Origin of the sequence: Streptomyces sp. P3 (assembly GCF_003032475.1) — a bacterium.
Lineage (GTDB): Bacteria > Actinomycetota > Actinomycetes > Streptomycetales > Streptomycetaceae > Streptomyces.
Genome location: NZ_CP028369.1, coordinates 6,140,727 through 6,158,419 on the forward strand (window position 1 = coordinate 6,140,727; position 17,693 = coordinate 6,158,419).

A 17,693-nucleotide genomic window follows, 5' to 3' on the forward strand; every position below is an offset into this window, starting at 1 on the left:
TCAGAGCCGATTTGGCGGCAACCTTCGGTGTCAGGTGTAGTAGGGCGAGTTCAGATCGATGCTGGCGTCTTTGACGATGTCGCCGTCGAACAGTCGTGTCGTTGCCGGGGCTCCGGCCCGGCGGGCTTCCTCGGCGAAGGGGCCCTGGGCGAAGGCCAGGGCGTTCTGGGCGCTGTCGAACTCGTAGAAGCCGCCCAGGGTGTGCGTTCCGATGCCGGACAACCACGTCTTGCGGATCAGGCCCGGCGCGGTCTTCAGCGCGGTATTGATCTGGCGCCAGTCGAACTGATCGAACGGCACTGCCGTCTGGATCTCGGTGTAGAGAAATGTCTTGCCCATCACGAACCTCCGGGTTGGGGGCTGTTCAGTCCGCCCCACTAGTACGTGCGTCCTAGTGGGGAGCATGGACTAGGATGGTCGTACTAGTCAAGGAGGTCGCGATGGCCGCGGACACGAAGGCCCGCATGATCAGCGCAGCAATCGGGCTGCTGCAGCGCCACGGCCTGGCCGCGATGTCCTTCACCGACGTCCTGGCCGAGAGCGGCGCCGCGCGCGGGGCGATCTATCACCATTTCCCGGGCGGCAAACAGCAACTCGCACTCGAAGCCGCCCGCCGCAACGCCGAAGACGTCCGCGGCCACCTGCACGAACTGCCGGCCCGCACGCCACGCGACGTCGTGGAGGCGTTCCTTGGCGGCGTCCGCCCCGTGGTGCAGGCGTCCGCCGGGGGCGGCGGCTGCGCCATCGCGGCGGTCACCGTCGACGGCGGTGCGGCCATCGCCGACCAGAGCGGCCTGCGTGCTGTCGCGGCCGAAGCATTCACCGGATGGGGCGGCGAACTCGCCGGAAAACTCACCCACGCCGGAATGAGCTCGTCCCAGGCCGCTGATCTGGCCACACTCATGATCGTCACACTCGAAGGCGCCCACATCCTGTGTCGCGCCGCCGGCAGCATCGCCCCTTTCGACAGAGCTGCCGCGGCCCTGCTCGCCGGCCTCCCGAGCTCGGGCTGAACCCGTGCCGGAACACAACAACGCGGCGCGCTGACACGATCAGGCTTCTGCCATGGCATGCACAATGCCGCCTGGGCCGGGTGTTGCTGTGACGCAACATTTTGGCCGCACGGCCCTGTCCCCTCGTGTCTTCACTGATCACCGGCCCCCAGCGCCGTCGACTCGGTTCACAGAGTCGGCTGACGCTCCCGGCTGCGTGATCTTGTGACTGAGCGCCTGAGTCGGCCATTGACCACTGCGGTCGGCCACTTCGGCGCTGCCGCGCTGCCGTACTGTCGGCGCCTCCGCCGGGGGCTACTACTTCGTGCCGACCGTGCGCAGTGCGGCGAGCACCAGTGCCCGGGTGACGGTGACGACTTCGCTCACGCGGACCTGTTCCTGTGGGCCGTGTGCGTGGCGTACGTCGCCGGGGCCGTACTGCAGCGTGGGGATGCCCGCCCCGGCGTACAGTCGCAGGTCACTGCCGTATGGGGCGCCTCGCTCAGCCGGTCGCGGGCCGCCGGTGACGTCGGCGTGCGCGTTGCCGACCCGGGCCGTGAGCGGATGCCCGGCGGGCAGCCGTCCGCTGGCGAACTGTCCGCCGGGCCACGTCACCGTGGCCGGGTGGGAGCGCAGCCAGGGGTCGGCCGCGCAGGCCTCGGCCACGCACGCCTCCAGTTCGCTGCGTGCCCGGGCCGGATCCTCGCCCAGCCGGACGCCCAGCCTTCCTTCGGCCACCAGCAGGTCGGGCACGCTGCTGGCCCAGTCGCCGGAATGGACGGTGCCGACGGACAGCGGGTAGGGGATGGGGTATTCGGACATGAGCGGGTCGCAGCCGGCGTTGCGGCGGGCTTCCAGGTCGGCGAGCGCGCGGTGGATGGGCAGGTATGCGTCGATGGCGCTCACTCCCACGTATCTGGTGCTGCCGTGGGTGGCCCGGCCGGGTACCTGGATGCGAAAGGTCAGGGCACCGGCGTTCGCCGTCATGAGCGCACCGCTGGTCGGTTCGGTGATGATGCAGGCGTCACCGGTGTGGCCGCGCTCGAGGGTGCCGAACGCTCCGAGTCCTCCGTCCTCTTCGCTGACCACGAAGTGCGCGGACATCTGGCCGCGCAGCCTTGCGCCGGCCTCCCGTATCGCGGCCAGGGCGGCGAGTATCGCCACCATCCCCGCCTTCATGTCGCACGCTCCTCGTGCGTACACCACGTCCCCGGCGACCCGGGGGCGGAAGGGGTCACCCGCCCATCGCGCCAGGTCCCCGGAAGGGACGACGTCGACGTGTCCCTGGAGGACCAGGGTCGGCCCGTCGCCCCGGGGCCGCGTGCCGCCCACCAGGCCCCACGCCTCCGTGCGCGGGGCCTCGCTGCCGGGAAACCGGGGATGGGCACGCAGCTCGGGCAGGTTCATGGACCACAGGTCGACATCGAGGTCCATCCGCTCCAGACGCCGGGCCAGGACGTGCTGGATCTCGGACTCCGCGGCGCTACCCGTCACGCTCGGGACCGCGAGAAGTTCCAGCAGCAACCGGGCGATGGCCGCCTCGTCCACCGCGGCCAGTGCCGAGGCTTCCACATCGCTCAGACTCGCTGTCATCTCGACACTTCTCCCGGCACGTGACATCAGGACAAGCCGGAGACTATGTTCGGCGGACAACGCAAACAATCGCCATTTAATGCTGCCTACTGTCGCTTTCTTGCAATGTCAGCGGGTCCACGGCCATTTCTTGCGCTGAGTCGCGGGCTCCGACGTCTGGAGTGAGGTCATGGACGCCATCGATCAAGCGATCATCCGCTACGTGCTGCACCACGCACGCGCCCCGTACGCCCAGATCGGCAGGGCGGCCGGGCTGTCCGCGCCCGCCGCCAAGCGGCGTCTCGACCGGCTGGTGGCAACCGGCGCGATCCGCGGCTTCACCGCTCTCATCGATCCTCAGGCGTTGGCCTGGCACACCGAGGCTTTCGTCGAGATCTACTGCACCGGCAATCCCACCCCCGCCGAACTGTGCCAAGCCCTGGAGGGCATCCCCGAGGTCGTCGAAGCCTGTACCGTCTCCGGTGCCGCGGACGCAGTCGTCCACATGCTCGCCAGAGACATCACGCATCTGGAACAGGCCATCCAACGCGTGCGCGCCACCGCTCCCGTCGAACGGACCGAGAGCGCCATCGTGCTCTCCCGGCTGCTGAACCGGCCTCGCGTGTGATCGACACCATGGGATCACCACGAGCGCCGAGGCTCACGCCGTCCGCCGGCCGACTGTGACACTCAAAGGGGCCGACTCACGGGAGCGGAAACCGAAGCGGCAGGACAGGGCGGAGCAGGTCGGGCTCCGGTGAGGGCGCTGCCGCATATGATCGGCCGGTGATCAGTCCTGTCGTTCTCCGGGTCGCCGCGACGCCGGCTGCTCCCGCTCTCGTTCTTCGCCCCTGGAGCCTGGCGGAGGCAGCGCCGCTGGTCGAGGTGTTCCGGGATGCCGAACTGCGCCGGTGGACGAGCCACATCGTGGAGAACGAAGCAGACGGGACGCGGTGGGTGCGGTCCCAGCAGCAGAGCTGGTCGGCGCGGGACCGGTTCAACTTCGCCGTCCTCGAGGAGCAACCCGAAGGCCACCGCGGGTCGTTGCTCGGAAGCGTGGTCCTCAAGGCCGTCGCGCCCGGTGAACCGGCCGCCGAGGTGGGCTACTGGACCGCTGCCCACGCCCGTGGGAAGGGAGTGGCCTCCCGCGCTGTCGAAGCACTCTGCGGCTGGGCCTTCGACGCCTTCGAAGCCGACGGGCTGGAGCGTCTGGAACTCCTTCACCAGGTGGACAACCGGGCGTCGTGCCGGGTCGCGCAGAAGAGCCGGTTCGACTTCCACCGCGTTCTGCCTGCGGCGCCACCCTCCTTCCCCCACCCGGGCCACCTGCACGTACGTCGCGCGAGCCACTGACGAGCCGCGGACACCCTCGCGCCCGTCCGCAGGAGGGTCGGTGGATCGGGGGATCGGGAGACGGGCGTCATTCTCGCGGCGGCCGCTCCCAGTGACGTCGATCCGCTCGATCCACCGGGTGCTCAGGTGGGCAGGTCGTGCTCGCTGATCGCGTGGCGACAGCTGCTGCGTCTGCATCTCCCGAGCGGGCCGCCGGCCTGGAAGTCGGGGCACGGGCAGGACAGGCAGCGGATGCGCTCACTCGGGTCGGGCCCACCCAGCCCGTTGTCCGTCAGTCTCACCCGGGTGGTTTCCCGGACGTGGCCCGTGTGCTCGCCGACTCTGCGAGGATCGGCCTCGCTCTCCTCAAAGGCCTTCTTCTGGGCGTCCGTTGGGTCGTACTGCATGGTGCCTCCAGACGGGGAGGTGACGGCGACGGCATACCGCCTCTCCCCCCAAGATGACCCGGTGGACGCCCGCTCGCACGTCGAGCGTCAGTACGGCTGCCGGCGCTCCGCCCACCCCACCTACGGTGTGCCCTCCGCACGGCCGACAGCACAACGGTCGGCGGCCGACGACGGAACCGGCGGTTCACTCCGCGTCGAGCTGGTGGTCGGCCCAGACGTAGGTGTGGGGCAGCAGGTCGGTGACCAGGACGGTGCGGACGCGGTCGCCATCGCCGACGATGACCTTGAGAGCGGGGAAGTAGTCGAGGAGGACCTGCCGGCACCGGCCGCACGGCGGGATCACTCCGCGCTCGCGGTCGCCCACGGCGACGATCGTGTCCAGCTCGTAGGTCCCCTGACCGGCTGCCGTGCCGATGAGGACCAGCTCGGCGCAGGGGCCGCCGGTGAAGTGGTACGCGTTCACCGCGGTGATGATCCGACCGTCACGATCGCGGGCCGCGGCTGCCACGGTGTGGTTGTCGCCCCGACAGCGGGTTCGGGCGACCTGCGCTGCGGCCTGGATGAGCTCGTGGTCGACGGGGTGGGTCTGCGTGGTCATCTTCTTCGCCTTCGTGAGGTGTCAGATGACGTTGACTTGTGCGACGAGCGCGCGCAAGGGAATATCGGCTTCGCCTGCGATCACGGGGAGTGCGCCGACGGGGGAGAGCCGGGAACGGGTGCTGGCCCTGCTGGGGGCGGGGCCCCGGCAGCAGGTGACAGCAGGTTGACGGCGTACCGGGAACGTCGCCCCCGGCCGACGGCGGCCGGGCAGCTCCGGACGCTGTGCGCGGCGGGTCGGCACGGACGCCGCCGTCTGCGGAGACCGGCCCGGGTCCGGCGCCCCGCGGTGTTTCGGCACCGGGGTTTCAGGGGTGCGGACGGGCCAGCCGGCGGAGGAGCGCCACCGCCTCCTCGACGGGCACCGGCTCGAAGAAGTGCGCGTCGGCCAGCTCGACGGCCGCGATCGCGCGTGGGGCCAGCTCGGCGCCGACGTCGGTGACGCGCAGTCGCTTGGCGCGCGTGTCGGCAGGGTCGGTCTCGCGCTCGATGAGTCCCTTGTGCTCCAGGGTGCGAAGGACCTGGGAGGTCATCTTGACGTCGGTGCCCGCCTGTCGGGCCAGAGCCAGCTGGTTGGGGTGTTCGCCCTGGGAGTTGAGCCACCAGGTGCAGGCGAGCAACACGAACTGGACATGGGTGAGTTCGAGGGGGGTCAGCGCTGCGGCGATGTCGCGCTGCCAGCGCAGTGTGGCGTGCCAGAGCAGCAGTCCCGGGCTGTCCTCGGGGCGCAGGGGCATCAGCGCAGCGCCAGTTCGACCAGCGACGCCATGGTGTCGGGCCAGTCGGCGGTGATCCCCGGCCCGATCTGGGCGCCGGCCTCGTCGGCCCCGGGGCCGGTGATCTCCATGCGGTACACCACTCGGACCCGGTCGTGGCCGATCGGGTCGATCCGGTGCGTCGTTCGGAACAGCAGGTCACCGAAGCGGGCTTCGTCGACGAACAGTTCGTCCTGCCTGGTTTCGGCGATGCTGAGCACGATCGGGTCGTCCCCGGGCGGTGTCATCGTGATCCGGGTGCCCGCCGCGAACGGGCCGTCCATCTCGATCTTCTCGATCTCGGCGTTCCAGACACCCCAGTTGTCGACGTCGGCCCAGAGCTGCCAGATCGCGTCGGGGGTGGCGCCGGTCTCGATGGCGTGTTCGTACTCCCACATGGTTTCCTCCTGCGAAGATGATGTGTCCATAGACTATCTGCGCGACGACTATCTGTCCAGGGGGGAGTGGTCGCTCCGCCACGCCACCCCGTCCACCTTGACGTTGTCGTGTCCATGTCACTAATTTCGGCGAGCCGGATCCGGGTGCGCTCCTCCTGCGGAGCGTGGGCGGACGGGCGTCATGGCGGTCATGCCTGCCCGGGTAGGGCGGCTGGTGCCGAGGCGGACTACGCGGAAGGGGCCTTGCCGGAAGGCGGTGTGCCGGGCGCCGTGCCGGCCACGTAGACCGTGTTGGTCGACGTGCCGTTCTGGCGGGCGTTGTCGAAGTCGACGACCCGAGCCGCCGTGCGGGCGAAGACCTCCGAGAGCGCGGACATGAACTGCTCGTCCGGTGGATCGTTCGACCACAGCGCGAACACCCCGCCGGGGCGCAGATGCGCGGCGAGGGCGCGGAGCCCCGCGGGACGGTAGAGGGCCGCATGGCGTGGGTGGAGCACGTGGCGCGGCGAGTGGTCGACGTCCAGCAGGACGGCGTCGAAGCGACGGCCCGGGACCTCGGGGTCCAGGCCGCGGGGGTCGGCGGCCAGCGCGAAGAAGTCGCCTTGTGTCAGGCGGCAGCGGGCGTCCGAGGTGAGCCGGGATCCGAGGGGCACCAGGTGCCGCTGGTGCCAGTCGATGACCGCGGGCAGCGCTTCGATCACGGTCAGCGAGCGCACGCGGGGATCGTCCAGGGCCGCCCTGGCGGTGTAGCCGAGCCCGAGTCCACCGACCGCCACGTCAAGTTCGGGTCCGTCGGTGTCCGGCAGCTCGGCCAGTCCGAGTTCCGTGAGCGCGATCTCGCCGGTGGTGAAGAGACTGGACATCAGGAACTCGTCACCGAGCTTCACCTCGTACACGTCGTCGCCCGAGACCGGGTGGCGACGGCGTCGCAGACTGATCTCGCCGATGGGCGTCGGTTGCCAGTCGATCTCCTCGAAGCGCAGGCCCATCCGTTCACCTTTCGGGATTGTGACGTTCTGACGTTCTGGCGAGGCGGCCCGGACCGGCGCAGACCCGCCCGAGAGCGTTCACGGGCTGCGGGGCGCCGCGGCCGGTACGGTGACGGATGCCCCGCTCCGGCGGGGAGCGGGGGGAACCGGGGCGGCGGGCGCGATCAGGCGTCGATGATGACGGGGATGATCAGCGGCCTGCGACGGTGCGTGCGGAAGGCCCAGTTGGCCACGGCGCGGGCGATGAGCTGTTCGAGCTGGTGGGCGTCGCCGACGCCTTCCTGTGCGGCGTTGGCCAGTGTCTTCTCGATGACGGGAACGACCGGCTCGAAGGTGGCGTCGTCGTGGACGAAGCCGCGCGCCAGGAAGTCGGGAGCCTCGGCGAGGGCACCGGTGTCGGCGTCGACGATGGCGACGACCGTGATGACGCCCTCCTGGGCGAGCGTGACCCGGTCCTTGAGGGACGCCTCGGTCGCGCCGCCGACTTCCATACCGTCCACGTAGACGTTCCCGGCGGGCACCTTGCCGGTGATCGAGGCACGGCCGTCGACGAGGTCGACGACGACGCCGTCCTCCGCGATGACGACGCGGTCCGGGTCGACGCCGGTGCGGATGGCGAGGTCGGCGTTGGCCCGCAGGTGGCGGAACTCCCCGTGGACGGGCATGACGTTGCGGGGACGGACGATGTTGTAGCAGTAGACGAGTTCCCCGGCGCTGGCGTGACCGGACACGTGCACCTTGGCGTTGCCCTTGTGGACGACGTTGGCGCCCCATCGGGTCAGACCGTTGATCACCCGGTAGATGGCGTTCTCGTTGCCGGGGATGAGGGAGCTGGCGAGCAGGACGGTGTCGCCCTTGCCGATGCGGATCGCGTGGTCGCGGTTGGCCATCCGCGACAGCGCGGCCATCGGTTCGCCCTGGGAGCCCGTGCACACCAGGGTGATCCGGTGGTCCGGCAGCTTCTCCAGCTCCTTGGCGTTCACGACCAGCCCGGACGGGACCTTGAGGTAGCCGAGGTCGCGGGCGATGCCCATGTTGCGGACCATCGAACGGCCCACGAAGGCCACCTTGCGGCCGTGCTGGTGGGCGGCGTCCAGGATCTGCTGGATGCGGTGCACATGGCTGGCGAAGCTGGAGACGATGACTCGGCGTGGCGCGGTGCGCATGACCTGCTCGATCGCGGGGTTCAGTTCGCGTTCGGAGGTGGTGAAGCCGGGGACCTCGGCGTTGGTGGAGTCGGTGAGGAACAGGTCCACGCCCTCCTCGCCGAGTCGGGCGAAGGCGCGCAGGTCCGTGATCCGGTCGTCCAGGGGGAACTGGTCCATCTTGAAGTCGCCGGTGTGCAGCACCATCCCGGCGCCGGTGCGGATCGCGACCGCGAGACTGTCCGGGATGGAGTGGTTGACCGCGACGAACTCGCAGTCGAACGGGCCGAAGCGGCGCCGGTCGCCCTCGCGTACGCGCACCGTGCGGGGGCGGATGCCGTGCTCCTTGAGCTTGGCCTCCAGGAACGCGAGGGTGAGCTTCGAGCCGACGACCGGGATGTCCGACCGCTCCCGCAGCAGATAGGGCACGCCGCCGATGTGATCCTCGTGGCCGTGGGTGAGCACGATGCCCACGATGTCGTCCAGGCGGTCCCGGATCGAGGTGAAGTCGGGCAGGATCACATCCACCCCGGGCTGGTTCTCCTCGGGGAACAGCACACCGCAGTCCACGATCAACAGCTTGCCGGCATGCTCGAAGACGGTCATGTTGCGACCGATTTCGCCCAAGCCGCCCAAGGCGGTGACCCTCAGCCCGCCTTCGGGCAACGGCGGGGCGGCTTTGAGTTCTGGGTGCGGATGGCTCATGACCTCACGTTATCGAAGAGTCCGCCGGTGTGATCCACCGCCCGTCCCGTGCCGCCCCGGCCCGCCCGGTCCGGAGCGAGGCCCGGTGCAACGCCCGGCGAGCCACGGGGCACCCGTCGTGGTGCCTACACAGGGAATCGGGCCACCGGCTGACCGTGGCCGAGTCCCTGTCGAAAAGGGGTCACGAATGGAGTGATCTTCCCTGGATGGGTAGAACCCATGTAAGAGGCGTGAAGCAGCCGATCCGGGCGCGTCACGGGCGGATCCCCTCCGACGGATCGCAGGGATTGCGTACCCAGGGGTATCTGGGCTGTCCCGTTTCGGGTCCAATGGTGAGAGTCCGGCCCTTGCATGCCCACACCGGTCAGAAGAGGCACGTCATGGATCCATGGCTGATCTGGTTGATCATCGCAGCGGTTCTGGCTGTGGTGGAGATCTTCACGCTGACCGCGGCGCTCGGGATGCTGAGTGCGGCCGCGCTGGTCACGGCGGGTTCCGCGGCGGTCGGGCTGCCGCTGCCCCTGCAGTTCGTGGTGTTCACCGTCGTCGCCGCGGCCACGGTGTTGTTCGTACGCCCCATCGCGCTGCGCCACGTGCTCCGGCCGGGGGCGGCACGGTTCGGCGTGGACGCCCTGATCGGCAAGGCTGCCTTCGTGGTCGCGGACGTGTCGGACCGGGGCGGCAGGGTCCGTATCGACGGCGACGAATGGACGGCCCGCGCCTACGACGAAACGCTGGTGATCCCTGCCGGAAGAACCGTCGACGTCATAGAGATCAACGGAGCCACCGCGATCGTCTACCCCCGGGACTGAAACCATGGAAACCTCGGCGTTCTTGATTGCCGGCCTGCTCGTCGCCCTCTTCGCGGTCTTCACCGTGGTGCGGGCGGTGCGCATCGTGCCCCAGGCGCGCGCCCGCAACGTCGAACGACTCGGCCGCTACCTCCGGACCCTGAATCCAGGCCTCAACTTCGTCATCCCGTACATCGACCGCGTGCACGGAGTGATCGACCTGAGGGAACAGGTCGTCTCCTTCAAGCCGCAACCGGTCATCACCGAGGACAACCTGGTCGTCGAGATCGACACCGTTCTCTACTTTCAGGTCACGGATCCGCGAGCGGCCTTCTACGAGATCGCGAACTTCCTCCAGGCGGTCGAGCAGCTCACCGTCACCACGCTGCGCAACGTCGTGGGATCCATGGACCTGGAAAAGACGCTCACCTCTCGGGACACCATCAACAGCCAGCTCCGAGGCGTGCTGGACGAGGCCACCGGGAAGTGGGGACTGAGGGTCAACCGGGTGGAGATCAAGGCCATCGACCCCCCGCAGAGCATCAAGGACGCGATGCAGAAGCAGATGCGGGCCGAGCGGGACAAGCGGGCCGCGATTCTCGGGGCCGAGGGGCAGCGCCAGTCACAGATACTGACCGCCGAAGGCGACAAACAGGCCGCAGTCCTGCGCGCGGAGGGCAACCGAACCGCTGCGATCCTCCAGGCCGAAGGGCAGTCCCGGGCCATCGACGAGGTGTTCCAGGCCGTGCACCGCAACGACCCCGACCCCAAGCTGCTCGCCTACCAGTACCTGCAGACGCTGCCCCAGCTCGCGCAAGGTTCGGGCAACAACTTCTGGGTGATCCCCAGCGAGATCACCTCCGCGCTCCAGGGTGTGTCCCGCGCCTTCAGCGAGGTGCTGCCCCCGTCGCCGGCCACCCGCGAGAAGCCCGGGGACGACATGGCCGCCCAGGCCGCCGACGACGCGGCACAGGCCGCGGAAGCAGCTGCCGCGGCCCTCGCCGACGCGGCCAGGGCCGAACGCGGCACCCCGCCCCCCGATTCCCTCCCCTCGCAGCCACCGCACTGACAGCGCGCCTCGCTTCCCCTGACCCGCGGCCCAGGTACGAGCCTGGATCCCGGGGAGCCGTCAGAAGGAGTGGAAGCCGTCCCAGTAGGTGTCGGCGCTCTCGCTGAAGCGGTCGGGGCGCCGGCGTCGCAGTCGGGTGTATCGCTCGTTGAGCAGGTCCACGGCCAGGCGCAGGCTCGTCCCGAACTCGGTGCGGATGGCCTGGATCGCGTGAATCCTGCGGTTTTCCATGATCAAGGCATCGATGCCCGACCAACGCCGTTCCTCGGCTTCCTCCGTCGACGTGAAGGTCGCCAGCTCGTCCTGGAGGCGCTGCACCTCACCGAGGATCTCGGCGTCGGTGGCGACGCAGAGTGAGGTGACCTCGTCCCGGCTCGGATCGTCCCGGCCGATGCCGAGCTTGATGCACAGCCAGGCTCTCAGGTCGCCGAGTTCTCGTCGCAGTTCGTCGCGTTGCGCACGAGTCGTGGCGAGCTCGCGTTGCACCGTCTCGAGATCCTCCTCCGGCATGGTGACAGTCTGCCAGGGCGGCGGCACGCCTCGACGCTCTGTTCCGCGCCGAGCACGACCCGCATCATCGACGCCATCCGCCGGCCGCACCACCCGACGGGGACCTGACGGACGCGCCGCGCTCTCCTCGCTCACATTGTGAATGGGATCGGTCATTACCTGGCCAAAGAGAGGATTTCTCGTCAACCGCCTTGTGGTCGCATTCCCTGTGGCAATCTGAGTCCTCCAGTCGGGGGTGATCATATTGGGAATCTCGAGGTGCGTTCCGCCGCGCTCACGGCGTGTGCTGGGAGCGGTTTTCTGTCTTGCCGCCGTGGCCTCCTGCTCCGGTGTTTCCGCGGACGGCGGGGGTGGGTCCGGCGAAGGTTCCGGAATGCCGGCACCCGCCGCCTCCGCGGGACGCTATCCGGCGGGTGACACGGGTGCCAGGGAACTGCTGGAGAAGGTGGGAACGAAGGGCGACTCCGCGTTGGTGGAGTCGCTTCGGCCCACCAGTGCGGACTACCGGGCAGTCTTCAGACCCGATTTCGCAGGCCGGGCCGAGCGTTTCTATCGCACGCGGTTCTGGGGAGGCTCTCCGGTGCCGCCCGGTCCGTGGGCACAGCAGGGTCAGACCGAGCTGAAGATGTGGAAGGCGACCACCGAGGAGATTCGGGACTGGACGCCGGCCGTGCGGTCGAACTTCCCCGGTGGATACGCGGACGTGAAGGACGAGTTCAACTCCGGGCTGACGGTGTACACCTGGAGATACACACGGCCCGGGGCGGAGCGTGGCCTGTTCTTCAACGGGCTTGTTCACGTGAACGGACACTGGGCTCTCTTTCCCAAGCCCTGGTACGTGCTGCATCAGTGAGCCGTGCGCAGTGCGCTGCGGGCAATGAGCAGTGCAGCGATGAGCCGAGTGATGAACCGCCGGAATGACCGGCGGGTGAGGGGGCGGATTTCGGTGTTGGCTCGTATACCGCTCGACGGCGGTGGCGTGATTCTGGTGGAGAGTTCGGACGTCGACGACGGGCCGGTCATGGCGGGCAGGATTCACGATGCGGTCCACGACGTGCCCAGGAGACTGGGCGAGATCATCGAACCGGTGACCGAAACCGCGCGCATTCTCGTCGAGAGGCTGAGCAGGGCCAATCCCTCGGAATTCGAGGTGGAGTTCGGGATCGATCTCGCCGCGGAAGCCGGTGTGGTGATCACCAAGAGCACGGTCGGGACCAACGTGAAGGTGAGGATGGTGTGGAAGCGGCCCGAGGGCGGCGCCCCGGACGACGCACCGGCCTGACCGCCCCGGTGGCACGGCGCGCCTTTCCCCGTGGTGACGGCGAATGGTGACCTGGGCCGCGTCCGTGGCACGGGTGATGGGCCCGGGAAACGCCGTGGCAGGCGCGGGATTCCTGGTCGCCGACGACATCCTGGTGACGTGCGCGCATGTGGTCGAGGCCGCCGGCGTCCGGGCGCAGGGGACCCTGAGAGTGGAGTTCCCGCAGGCGGAAGGGGCCCCCGGGGCGATCGGTGAAGTCGTCCACCTGGGCCGCGGCGCACTGACCGGAGAGGACGTCGCGGTCGTCCGTCTCGCCGCGAGGCCCCCGGGGACGTCCCCGCTGCCGCTCGCCGGGGCGCACGGATGCCGGGGGCACCGGGTACGGTCCTTCGGCTTTCCGGCGCAGGCCGTGGCCGGCGGCCACTACGGCCACGGGCACGCCGGTGAGATCCTTTCGCCACACTCCGGGGCGGGGGCGTTGCTGCAGGTGAACCGTGCCAACGACCTGACCCAGGGGTTCAGCGGCGGGCCGGTCTGGGACGACACCGTGGAGGCGGTGATCGGTATGGTCACGCGGATCACCCGGCCGGACCCGCATCTGAGGGGCACGGACATCGCGTATGCCACGCCCGTGGGTCGCCTGCGTGAAGTGTGGCCCGAGCTGGCCGTCGGCGAAGTCTGTCCGTACCGGGGGCTCCAGGCGTTCACGACGGAGCATGCCGGCTGGTTCCACGGCCGTACCGAGGCGGTTCACGGGATTCTCGACCGGCTGTGGGCCGCCCCCGACGCACTGCTGCTTCTCGGCCCGTCCGGAGCCGGCAAGTCGTCCCTGGTCCAAGCGGGGGTGGTGGCCGCGCTCGCCGCCTCGGACCTGCCCGGCAGCGACCGCTGGGAGGTCGTCACCGTACGGCCCGGACCCGCTCTGCTGGACGCACTGGAGGCCGTCGGACATCCGCGCCCGGCCGACGTGACGCGCCGCGTACTCGTGGTCGACCAGTTCGAGGAGATCCTCCAGTTCGAGGCACCTCTCACGCCCCCGGCTCCGTCAGCGGGCGACGCCGGCGAGTCGGTGACGGGAGCGGAGCCGACGGGAGAGGGCGGGCCGACGGCGGGCGAAACGGCGCTGCGCACCGGCCTCGACCGGCTCACCGCGGCGATCGGGACGCCCGGTCTCACCCTCCTGCTCGTCATGCGTGACGACTTCTACCCGCAGCTGGCCGCCGAGGCCCCGGACCTGCTGGCGGCCGTCACCCCCGGGCTGCTGAACGTTTTGGCCACGCTCAGCCCGGAGGACCTCCACGACATCATCGTCAAGCCGGCGGAGGAGGTCGGTGCCCGTTGTCAGGAAGGCCTCCCCGAGCGGATCATCGCCGACGTCCTGCGCATCGATCATCTGGTCGGCGCCCGGCAACCGACACCGACGACCGTGCTCCCACTGGTCGAGGTCGCGATGAGCGAGCTCTGGAAGCGCTCACGCGACGGTGTGCTGACGCACGAGGCCTACGAACGGATCGGTGGGCTCAGCGGCAGTATCAACGCCTGGTACGGCAACGCCATGGCCTCTCTGCCGGCCACGGACGCGGTGCGCGACACCACCCAGCGGCTCCTCACCGCGCTCGTCCGGCCTCCCGACCCCACGCGCGGCATCCCCGCCCTGCGCCGGCAGGTGCCGCTGCCGGAGCTGCGCGAGCTGGCCGGCGACGGCGCAACTCCCCCCGACGCGGGCGATGTCATCGGCGGGCGGGCCGACGCGGGGGAGGCGGGCGCCCGAGCCGAGGCGGGCGCCCGAGCCGTGGATCAGGTGCTCGCCGTGCTGGTCGAGCACCGCCTGATCGTGACCCGCAGGGCGACCGCACACGACGAGCCCGTCGCCGAGCTGGTCCATGACGCGTTGATCCGTGACTGGGGCGTCCTGCGGGGCTGGGTCGAACACAACCATCGCTTCCAGGAGTGGCTGGACCGGGCGGCGGATCAGCGACGGCGCTGGCAGGATCGCGGTGACAACGCCGACCTGCTGCGCGGCAGCGACCTGGCCGACGGACTCTCGCTGTCGGCCGGGCACCGGTTGCCCCGTGCCACGGCCGACTTCCTGCGGGCCAGCCGCCGTGCCGCCCGACGCGCCGTCTGGGCCCGCCGGGCCTTCACGCTCGGCCTGGTCCTGCTCACGCTCGCCGCCGCGGCGATGGCGGGCGTCGCCCTCGACACCGCGGCCGAGGCGAGAGCGGAGCGGGCCGTCGCCCTGTCGCGCCAACTGGCCGCCCAGAGCCGGAGCATCGCGACGGCGCAGCCGGTGACGGCTCGTCGGCTGGCCGTGGCGGCGTGGGCCACCGCCCACACCACAGAGGCGGGCCTCGCCATGACGGCGCTGCTGAGCCAGCAGCAGTCGACTCTGGTCGGTCATCTCGGGGCGCTCACCGCGGCCGTGTTCAGTCCCGACGGTGCGCGCATCGCCACCACCGGCGACGACGGCACCGTACGGTTGTGGGACACGGTCACCGGCCGGTCGGTGTACGTCCGGTCGGGAGCCGCGCGCGGGCGCAAGACCGTCGCCGTCGCCTTCCGCCCCGATGGAAGGATGCTGGCCTCGGCGGACGAGGACGGTGCCGTCCGGCTGTGGGACCCGGCGACCGGGAAGCAGGTGGGCGCGCCGCTGACCGGGCACACGGATCGGGTCAACGGTCTTTCGTTCAGTCCAGACGGGGCGCTGCTGGCGTCGGGCAGCTGGGACGGCACCGTCCGGCTGTGGGACCCGGCGACCGGGAAACAGGTGGGCGCGCCGCTGACCGGGCACACCAGTCAGGTCAACGGTGTGGCGTTCAGTCCCGACGGGGCGCTGCTGGCGTCGGGCGGCTGGGACGGCACCGTCCGGCTGTGGGACCCGGCGACCGGGAAACAGGTGGGCGCGCCGCTGCGGGCACACGTCGGCTCGGTCAGGAGTGTGGCGTTCCGTCCGGACGGCGGTCTGCTGGCCGCGGCCGCCGGTGACGGGACGATCCAGTTGTGGAACCCGCGGACCCGTACACCGGTCCGAGAACCGCTGCGCGGACACACGGAAGCGGTGCTCTCCGTGACCTTCCACCCCAACGGCAAGGTGCTGGCCTCCACCGGACAGGACGGGACCGTACGGCTGTGGGACCAGGCCACGGGGAAGCCGGTGGCGTCGCCGATGACCGACCACAACGCGTTGGTGTGGTCCGCCTCCTTCAGTCCCGAGGGCGGCGTCCTGGTCAGCGCGGGCGCCGACGGGACCGCGCGCCTGTGGGACCCGGCGACGGGTCGCCCGGTCGCGATGCCGGCGTACGGCAGCGGCGGCCGGCTGCTGTCGGTGGCGATGACCCCGGTGTCCACGCTCGTGGCGTCCGCGGAAACCCCTCACTCGGTACAGCTGCGGGACCCGAGGACCGGTGGCACGGTCGGTGTGCCGCTGCGCGGCCACACGCGCGACGTCCTCGCGGTCGCGGCCGATCCGAAGGCGCGGATCGTCGCCACGGCCGGCGGCGACGGCACGGTGCGGCTCTGGAACCCGTACACCGGGAAGGAGATCACGAACCCGCTGACCGGTGACTGGGAGTACGTCTCCACGATGGCGTTCAGCCCCGACGGCACGCTGCTGGCCGTCGCAGGCTTCGACGCGACGGTCCGGATCTGGAACACGACGACCGGTGAGCCGACCCACGAACTGCACACGAAGCACGAGCCGTTCGTGAGCGTGGTGGTGTTCACGCCGGACGGCAGCCGCCTCGCCACGGCAGGCGCGGACAAGTCCGTGGCGTTCTGGGATCCTGTGACGGGCGGGCGGACGGGGGAGATCGCCACCGGCTACCGGTACGCCGTCGAGTCAGTGGCGTTCAGCCCGGACGGCGCCCGCGTCGCGGTGGCCAGCACCTCCGATGCCGTGGAGCTCTGGGACGTTCGTACCCGCAAGGCCGTCGTCCGGCTTCGCTCGGACGGCCGTCAGGGAGCTACCGCCCTGAGCTTCGACCGGGAAGGCGACGTTCTCGTCCTGGCCGATCCGGACCGGAACGTCAGACTCTGGGACCCGTCGACCGGCCGGCAGCTGGGAGAGCCACTGACCGGACATCAGGAGGACGTCGTCACCCTGGCGTTCACCCGCGACGGAACGTTCTTCACGACAGTGGACGAGGAGTCCCTCGCCCGTGTCCGGTACGTGCCGTTACCCCGAGTGGCCGCGGCGGAGCTCTGCGCCCGGTTCGGCACTCCGACCACCGCCGAGTGGCGGCGCTACGCTCCCGGTGAACCACAGCCCTCCCCCTGTCACGCGGGCGGGACCGAGGCCTCCGCCGGACCGACCGGACCGACCGGACCGACGCTTCCCTCGTAGACCGCCTCCCGAGCCCCCGCAAGCCGCAGAGTGGGCCCTGCCGCCCTGCCGCCCTGCCGCGAGCGGGCCGACTCGTCGGTCAGCCTGCCGGATGGGAGCCCGGTGTGTGGCCGAAGGTGCGCCGGAAGACGTCGATGAAGGCGCTGGCCGAGGACCAGCCGCACCGGTGCGCCACCACGGTCACCGGTTCCTTCTCGGCGAGCAGGACCAGGGCGCGCTGAAGGCGCAACTGGGTGCGCCACTGGGGGAAGGTCATCCCGAGGTCGCTGCGGAACAGCCGGGACAGCGTGCGGTCACTTGCGCCGACCCGGCTGCCCAGTTCGGCGAGGGTGCTGCAGTCGGCCGGGTCGGCCCGCAGGATGTCGCACAGCGTGCGCAGCAGGGGGGTGGCCGGTGTGGGCAGGTGCAGCGGCTCCTGGGGGGAGACCCGCAACCGGTCGATCAGTACCGCGCGCAGCCGGGCCCGTTCGGGGCTGTCGTCGTCGGATGCGTGGGTGTAGGCGATGATCAGTTCACGCAGCAGCGGGCCGACGGCCAGCACGGTCGGTGTGTCGAGGCCGAGTGGGTTGTCGGTGGCGGGCAGCCCCATCAGATGCAGTTCGAGTTCGCCGTGGGCCTGGTGGGCATGGACGACGCCGGCCGGGACCCAGATGGCGCGGGTGCCGGGGGCGACCCAGGAGCCCGCGTCGGTCGTGACGACCAGCACGCCCCGGCCGGCGTAGACGATCTGGTGGTCGTCGTGCCGATGGGCTTCGATCGCGCCGCCCGGGGCCAGCCGCTGGGTGCGGGTCGGTGCGATCGGTTCATGGCGGATTCGCGGCATCATCC

At 70.3% G+C, this 17,693-nt stretch carries 18 protein-coding genes; 8 read left to right on the top strand and 10 right to left on the bottom strand.

Annotated elements, in window-relative coordinates:
* Positions 1-30: 30 nt before the first annotated feature.
* Positions 31-339 (bottom strand): hypothetical protein, encoded by a 309-nt coding sequence (locus C6376_RS27195; RefSeq protein ID WP_107445846.1) that lies wholly within the window; start codon positions 337-339, stop codon positions 31-33.
* Between the two features lie 101 nt (positions 340-440).
* Between C6376_RS27195 and C6376_RS27200 the strand changes: the two genes are divergently transcribed.
* Positions 441-1,013, top strand: a complete 573-nt coding sequence (locus C6376_RS27200; RefSeq protein WP_107445847.1) for a TetR/AcrR family transcriptional regulator — start codon at positions 441-443, stop codon at positions 1,011-1,013.
* Positions 1,014-1,310: 297 nt separating this feature from the next.
* On the opposite strand, the gene C6376_RS27205 is transcribed toward C6376_RS27200, so the two are convergent.
* A complete protein-coding gene (locus C6376_RS27205; RefSeq protein WP_254076067.1) occupies positions 1,311-2,585 on the bottom strand; it encodes an ArgE/DapE family deacylase in 1,275 nt (424 codons plus the stop codon).
* Between the two features lie 169 nt (positions 2,586-2,754).
* On the opposite strand from C6376_RS27205, the gene C6376_RS27210 reads away from it, so the two are divergent.
* The gene (locus C6376_RS27210) at positions 2,755-3,192 is read left to right on the top strand and encodes an Lrp/AsnC family transcriptional regulator (RefSeq protein WP_107445849.1); all 438 of its coding nucleotides are present in this window, start codon (positions 2,755-2,757) and stop codon (positions 3,190-3,192) included.
* A 158-nt stretch (positions 3,193-3,350) separates the two neighbouring features.
* Positions 3,351-3,917, top strand: a complete 567-nt coding sequence (locus C6376_RS27215; RefSeq protein ID WP_107445850.1) for a GNAT family N-acetyltransferase — start codon at positions 3,351-3,353, stop codon at positions 3,915-3,917.
* A gap of 122 nt (positions 3,918-4,039) precedes the next feature.
* Here the strand turns inward: C6376_RS27215 and C6376_RS27220 are convergent, their stop codons facing one another.
* The 6 genes from C6376_RS27220 to C6376_RS27245 form a co-directional block, all read right to left on the bottom strand.
* On the bottom strand, positions 4,040-4,303 hold the full coding sequence (locus tag C6376_RS27220) for a hypothetical protein (protein WP_107445851.1): 264 nt from the start codon (positions 4,301-4,303) through the stop codon (positions 4,040-4,042).
* Between the two features lie 184 nt (positions 4,304-4,487).
* The gene (locus C6376_RS27225) at positions 4,488-4,901 is read right to left on the bottom strand and encodes a cytidine deaminase (RefSeq protein WP_107445852.1); all 414 of its coding nucleotides are present in this window, start codon (positions 4,899-4,901) and stop codon (positions 4,488-4,490) included.
* A 307-nt stretch (positions 4,902-5,208) separates the two neighbouring features.
* Positions 5,209-5,637 carry a MarR family winged helix-turn-helix transcriptional regulator gene (locus C6376_RS27230; RefSeq protein WP_107445853.1) on the bottom strand — a complete coding sequence of 143 codons (429 nt, stop codon included), beginning with the start codon at positions 5,635-5,637 and terminating at the stop codon, positions 5,209-5,211.
* Positions 5,637-6,053, bottom strand: a complete 417-nt coding sequence (locus tag C6376_RS27235) for an SRPBCC family protein (protein WP_107445854.1) — start codon at positions 6,051-6,053, stop codon at positions 5,637-5,639. Before C6376_RS27235 ends, C6376_RS27230 begins: the two co-directional genes overlap by 1 nt.
* 227 nt (positions 6,054-6,280) lie before the next feature.
* Entirely contained in the window at positions 6,281-7,042 is a 762-nt protein-coding gene (locus C6376_RS27240) for a spermidine synthase (RefSeq protein WP_107445855.1), read from the bottom strand.
* A 164-nt stretch (positions 7,043-7,206) separates the two neighbouring features.
* Positions 7,207-8,892 carry a ribonuclease J gene (locus tag C6376_RS27245; RefSeq protein ID WP_107445856.1) on the bottom strand — a complete coding sequence of 562 codons (1,686 nt, stop codon included), beginning with the start codon at positions 8,890-8,892 and terminating at the stop codon, positions 7,207-7,209.
* Positions 8,893-9,272: 380 nt separating this feature from the next.
* Between C6376_RS27245 and C6376_RS27250 the strand changes: the two genes are divergently transcribed.
* Both C6376_RS27250 and C6376_RS27255 read left to right on the top strand, forming a co-directional pair.
* The gene (locus C6376_RS27250) at positions 9,273-9,704 is read left to right on the top strand and encodes an NfeD family protein (protein WP_107445857.1); all 432 of its coding nucleotides are present in this window, start codon (positions 9,273-9,275) and stop codon (positions 9,702-9,704) included.
* 4 nt (positions 9,705-9,708) lie between these two features.
* Positions 9,709-10,752, top strand: a complete 1,044-nt coding sequence (locus tag C6376_RS27255) for an SPFH domain-containing protein (protein WP_107445858.1) — start codon at positions 9,709-9,711, stop codon at positions 10,750-10,752.
* Between the two features lie 60 nt (positions 10,753-10,812).
* Here C6376_RS27255 and C6376_RS27260 read toward each other — a convergent pair whose 3' ends face one another.
* A complete protein-coding gene (locus tag C6376_RS27260; protein WP_159083259.1) occupies positions 10,813-11,262 on the bottom strand; it encodes a hypothetical protein in 450 nt (149 codons plus the stop codon).
* A gap of 373 nt (positions 11,263-11,635) precedes the next feature.
* Here C6376_RS27260 and C6376_RS27265 point away from each other — a divergent pair, with 373 nt between their 5' ends.
* From C6376_RS27265 to C6376_RS27275, 3 genes are all read left to right on the top strand, one after another.
* The gene (locus tag C6376_RS27265) at positions 11,636-12,115 is read left to right on the top strand and encodes a hypothetical protein (RefSeq protein WP_107445860.1); all 480 of its coding nucleotides are present in this window, start codon (positions 11,636-11,638) and stop codon (positions 12,113-12,115) included.
* A gap of 24 nt (positions 12,116-12,139) precedes the next feature.
* On the top strand, positions 12,140-12,544 hold the full coding sequence (locus tag C6376_RS27270; RefSeq protein ID WP_254076068.1) for a CU044_2847 family protein: 405 nt from the start codon (positions 12,140-12,142) through the stop codon (positions 12,542-12,544).
* Between the two features lie 94 nt (positions 12,545-12,638).
* Positions 12,639-16,865, top strand: coding sequence for a trypsin-like peptidase domain-containing protein (locus C6376_RS27275; protein ID WP_254076069.1), 4,227 nt, complete (start codon positions 12,639-12,641; stop codon positions 16,863-16,865).
* 79 nt (positions 16,866-16,944) lie between these two features.
* Here C6376_RS27275 and C6376_RS27280 read toward each other — a convergent pair whose 3' ends face one another.
* Positions 16,945-17,688: a helix-turn-helix transcriptional regulator gene (locus C6376_RS27280; protein ID WP_107449218.1), complete on the bottom strand. Its 744-nt coding sequence runs from the start codon at positions 17,686-17,688 to the stop codon at positions 16,945-16,947.
* Positions 17,689-17,693: the final 5 nt, after the last annotated feature.

Excerpts from the sequence above, each read along its gene's own strand:
- C6376_RS27195 (WP_107445846.1), bottom strand. The coding sequence starts at position 339 with ATGGGCAAGACATTTCTCTACACCGAGATCCAGACGGCAGTGCCGTTC.
- C6376_RS27260 (WP_159083259.1), bottom strand. The coding sequence starts at position 11,262 with ATGCCGGAGGAGGATCTCGAGACGGTGCAACGCGAGCTCGCCACGACT.
- C6376_RS27210 (WP_107445849.1), top strand. The coding sequence starts at position 2,755 with ATGGACGCCATCGATCAAGCGATCATCCGCTACGTGCTGCACCACGCA.
- C6376_RS27220 (WP_107445851.1), bottom strand. The coding sequence starts at position 4,303 with ATGCAGTACGACCCAACGGACGCCCAGAAGAAGGCCTTTGAGGAGAGC.
- C6376_RS27245 (WP_107445856.1), bottom strand. The coding sequence starts at position 8,892 with ATGAGCCATCCGCACCCAGAACTCAAAGCCGCCCCGCCGTTGCCCGAA.
- C6376_RS27250 (WP_107445857.1), top strand. The coding sequence starts at position 9,273 with ATGGATCCATGGCTGATCTGGTTGATCATCGCAGCGGTTCTGGCTGTG.
- C6376_RS27280 (WP_107449218.1), bottom strand. The coding sequence starts at position 17,688 with ATGCCGCGAATCCGCCATGAACCGATCGCACCGACCCGCACCCAGCGG.
- C6376_RS27265 (WP_107445860.1), top strand. The coding sequence starts at position 11,636 with ATGCCGGCACCCGCCGCCTCCGCGGGACGCTATCCGGCGGGTGACACG.
- C6376_RS27255 (WP_107445858.1), top strand. The coding sequence starts at position 9,709 with ATGGAAACCTCGGCGTTCTTGATTGCCGGCCTGCTCGTCGCCCTCTTC.
- C6376_RS27270 (WP_254076068.1), top strand. The coding sequence starts at position 12,140 with ATGAGCAGTGCAGCGATGAGCCGAGTGATGAACCGCCGGAATGACCGG.
- C6376_RS27230 (WP_107445853.1), bottom strand. The coding sequence starts at position 5,637 with ATGCCCCTGCGCCCCGAGGACAGCCCGGGACTGCTGCTCTGGCACGCC.
- C6376_RS27200 (WP_107445847.1), top strand. The coding sequence starts at position 441 with ATGGCCGCGGACACGAAGGCCCGCATGATCAGCGCAGCAATCGGGCTG.
- C6376_RS27235 (WP_107445854.1), bottom strand. The coding sequence starts at position 6,053 with ATGTGGGAGTACGAACACGCCATCGAGACCGGCGCCACCCCCGACGCG.
- C6376_RS27205 (WP_254076067.1), bottom strand. The coding sequence starts at position 2,585 with ATGACAGCGAGTCTGAGCGATGTGGAAGCCTCGGCACTGGCCGCGGTG.
- C6376_RS27225 (WP_107445852.1), bottom strand. The coding sequence starts at position 4,901 with ATGACCACGCAGACCCACCCCGTCGACCACGAGCTCATCCAGGCCGCA.
- C6376_RS27240 (WP_107445855.1), bottom strand. The coding sequence starts at position 7,042 with ATGGGCCTGCGCTTCGAGGAGATCGACTGGCAACCGACGCCCATCGGC.